The organism is Amycolatopsis thailandensis (genome assembly GCF_002234405.1).
In the GTDB taxonomy this organism is placed as follows: domain Bacteria; phylum Actinomycetota; class Actinomycetes; order Mycobacteriales; family Pseudonocardiaceae; genus Amycolatopsis; species Amycolatopsis thailandensis.
In genome coordinates this window covers 1-904 of the sequence record NZ_NMQT01000386.1, presented here as the reverse complement: position 1 = coordinate 904, position 904 = coordinate 1, and the positions used below count along the sequence as shown (strand labels likewise).

Below are 904 nucleotides of genomic sequence, written 5' to 3'. Positions count from 1 at the left end.
GGGGCGACGTAGTCGTCCTCCGAGACCTGCACCACCGCTTCGTCGGGCTCGTCCAGCTCCTCGACGCCGACCCGATGCTCGATCAGCTCCCGCACCGGGAGGGTGCTGATCACCACCTGCCCGCCGAGACCGGGGGCCAGCGCCCGGACGAACGCCTCCGCGCCGTCCACCGGCCGGATCCCGGTCGAGGTCGACACAGTGTCCACAGTAGACACCGCCGGCGCCGAAAGGCTGCCGCCCACGGCGTCCTGATCGACCTGGCGCAGCACGAAGTCCTCGATCGTGACGAGCACGCGGCCGGTCTCGTCGCACAGCGAGAGGTCGGCCGCCACCACCTGGTCGCCGCCGGTGTCGCGGTAGCGCAGGTGGCTGCGGAAACTCGCCGGGAGCGCGTCGTGCACGACGATCCGTCCGTAGCTCATCGGCAGGTAGGTGCCGCTCCCCCGGCCGCGGCCGAACGCGGTCGCGACGTCCAGCAGTGCCGGATGCAGTCCCCACGCGCCGGCGTCACCCGCCGCCGCCTCGGGAGCCGTGATCGTGGCCAGCTCCTCCTGTGCGCCGATGCGGTGTTCGCGCAGCGCCGCCCAGCGCGGGCCGAAGGTGACCATGCTGGTGCGGCCGGTGCCGAAGCCGTGCCCGTCGTCGATCGGCTCGGTCCGCCCGGTCACCGCCTCGATGTCCACAGTGGACACCGCTCCGGCCGCGATCCACCCGGCGGATCCGCGCACGTGGGTCCGGCTCGCACCGCCGACGTGGCTGGTCACGGTGAAGTCGTCGCCGTCGAACTCCACGCGGTACTCCGCGGTGGCGCCGTCCGGGACGCCGAACGGCTCCAGGAACGCGATGTCCCGCAGCTCGACGACGTGCCCGTCACCGGGCTTCGGCAGCGCCGCGGCCACCGCCG

The 904-nt window shown here is 73.5% G+C and carries 1 protein-coding gene; it reads right to left on the bottom strand.

Annotation, left to right across the window (positions count from 1 at the left end):
• Positions 1 to 904 (bottom strand): polyketide synthase dehydratase domain-containing protein (locus CFP71_RS43060; RefSeq protein ID WP_208636172.1); only part of this gene is annotated, 904 nt, incomplete at both ends.